3 protein-coding genes are annotated in these 2,457 nt (G+C 66.6%); 1 reads left to right on the plus strand and 2 read right to left on the minus strand.

What is annotated here, in order from left to right:
• Both BJF77_RS18535 and BJF77_RS18540 read right to left on the minus strand, forming a co-directional pair.
• Positions 1-864: M56 family metallopeptidase (locus BJF77_RS18535; protein WP_075873092.1), on the minus strand; the 864-nt coding region annotated here is incomplete at its 3' end.
• Positions 865-870: 6 nt separating this feature from the next.
• Positions 871-1,257: a BlaI/MecI/CopY family transcriptional regulator gene (locus tag BJF77_RS18540; protein WP_255396363.1), complete on the minus strand. Its 387-nt coding sequence runs from the start codon at positions 1,255-1,257 to the stop codon at positions 871-873.
• A gap of 108 nt (positions 1,258-1,365) precedes the next feature.
• On the opposite strand from BJF77_RS18540, the gene BJF77_RS18545 reads away from it, so the two are divergent.
• The coding region (locus BJF77_RS18545) for a cytochrome ubiquinol oxidase subunit I (protein WP_075873093.1) at positions 1,366-2,457 on the plus strand (1,092 nt) is incomplete at its 3' end.

Consider the following 2,457-nt stretch of genomic DNA (forward strand, 5'->3'; position numbering starts at 1 on the left):
CTTTGGTCCCGCCGGCAAGGGTGTGGCTTCCAGTCGCAGGATGCGCTGACGGGCGTCCTCGACAGGGGCCGCGCCTGTCCAGGTGCCTTGGATGCGGTGCGGGGGAGCAGCGGATCCACTGGTGCTGACGAGGGCGACGGCTCGGGCGAGGGAGCGGTCGTCGATGCTTCGGCGGGCGTGGTCGTCGGCGAGCATCTCAACGAGGACCCCGACTTCGCGGTGGGCGCGGTCGGCGATGGGAAACCAGGGCAGGGAAGCCTTCCAGGCGCGGAACAGCATCAGCACGATGTCATGGCGCTGGGTGGCATGTGCCCTTTCGTGCTCGATCACCGCGTCCAGCTCGTCCTCATCGAGCAGCGACAGCAGCCCGGCAGAGAGCACGGTCATCGTGGTGAACGCCCCGGGGAGGCAGTAGGCGACCGGGGCGGGGTTGTCGAGGAGCCGGGTGCCGGGGGCGTCGGGCAGCGGTGTGCTCAAAAGCAGGACCAGCTGGGCATGGCGGCGGCGATCGCGTTCGGCGCGCACAATCGTGACGACCAGGTTCAGCAGCAGATGCCCGCCGAGCAGAACTGCTCCGGACAGCGCGAGGATGTGCACCGGCCTTGCCGGGCCCCATGGCTGATCTCCCAAGAAGCTGGTGGCGAAGCTGATGCCGCCACTGACCAAGTCCGGCCCAAAAGGGGCCAAACCGAAGGTGAGCAAGGCCCCGAGCATCGACAGCCCGCCGGCCAGGGCGACGGCCTGCCAGAGCACCAGTGCGGTGGCGGGGGCGCGGGTCGGCCACTTGGCGTGCGAAAGCAGGATCGGGACGGGCCAGGCCAGGGCGAGGGCAAATGCGGCCAGGGCGAGCGAGGTGCTGATCACATGGACTCAGTGGTCGTCGAGGAGGCGCCGCAGAGTTTGTGCTTCCTCGGAACTGACGCCTCCGACGAAGCGTGCAAGCACAGCGGCCCGGTCGTTGGCTGTTCCCAGGACCTCGTGCATGAGGTTGGCCATGTGCTCCTCCCGGGAGGCCGCAGCTAGGTAGCGGTGGGGGCGGAAGGTGCGTTCTCGTGTGACAAAGCCTTTGCGCTCCAGGCGGGACAGGACGGTCAGCACAGTGGTGGCGGCGCGGGGCCGGCCGCTGTCGGTGGTTCCGGTCAGCTGGTCCTGGAGGTCGTAGGCCGACAGGGGGGTGTCCGCCTGCCAGAGGATCTCCATGACGGATCGTTCCAGGTCACCCAAGGAGGTTGCGCGTTTCGAGTCGTTGACTGCCACCAGCTGATTCTAGCGGACCGACCCACATGTTCTACAGTGGTGTAGAAATATTTCTACGAGTCGTAGAACTATTTTTACACCACTGTAAAAACGCTTGGGGGACAACCCATGGATCCGTTGGAGATCGCCCGGTGGCAGTTCGGGATCACCACCGTCTACCACTTCGTGATGGTCCCGCTCACGCTCGGGCTGGGGCTGCTGGTGGCGCTCATGCAGACGATGTGGGTGCGCACCGGCAACGAGCGTTGGCTGCGGATGACGAAGTTCTGGGGCAAGCTCTACCTGATCAACTTCATCATGGGCGTGGCCACCGGCCTGGTCCAGGAGTTCCAGTTCGGGATGGCCTGGAGTGAGTACTCCCGCTTCGTGGGCGACGTCTTCGGGGCACCGTTGGCGATGGAGGGCCTGCTCGCCTTCTTCTTCGAGTCCACCTTCCTGGGCCTGTGGATCTTCGGGTGGGACCGCCTGCCCAAGAAGCTGCACCTGGCCACGCTGTGGACCGCGGTGCTCGGCTCCGTGGTCTCTGCCTTTTTCATCATCGTCGCCAACTCCTGGATGCAGCACCCGGTGGGCGTGGAGATGGTGGACGGCCGCCCGGTGATGAACGACGTGTGGGCGGTGCTGACCAACAACACGGCCCTGGTGGCCTACTCCCATACTCTGGCCGGGTCCGTGGCAGTGGGCGCGGCGTTCCTGATCGGGGTCTCCTGGTACCAGCTGTGGCAGCGCCGCCGGGACAACATCGACACCGTCGACGACTCCGGTGCCGTGGTCGTGGGAGAGCGGGTCGATATTCCCGGCCGGGACCGGGTCGACCACGCGGTGTGGCTGTCCAGCCTGCGCATCGGTGCGGTGGTCGCCGCCGTCGCCTTTGGCGGGGTCGCCGCCACCGGGGATCTGCAGGGCAAGCTCATGTTCGACCAGCAGCCGCTGAAGATGGCCGCCGCTGAGGCGGCCTGCCACGACGGCACCAGCTTCTCGGTGCTGGCCGTGGGCCCGCTCGGAGCCCAGGACTGTGACCAGGTGACCAACGTCATCGAGATCCCGGGTCTGCTGTCGTTCTTGGCCCACGGGGACTTCGACACCGAGGTCAAGGGCGTGAACACCCTCATCCCACAGTACGAGGCCGCCTACGGCACCCACCTGCCTGAGGACCCCATGTACGGCGAACGGGCCGGCCAGAAGATCGACTACCTGCCC

Source organism: Kocuria sp. CNJ-770, from assembly GCF_001942375.1.
Taxonomy (GTDB): domain Bacteria; phylum Actinomycetota; class Actinomycetes; order Actinomycetales; family Micrococcaceae; genus Kocuria; species Kocuria oceani.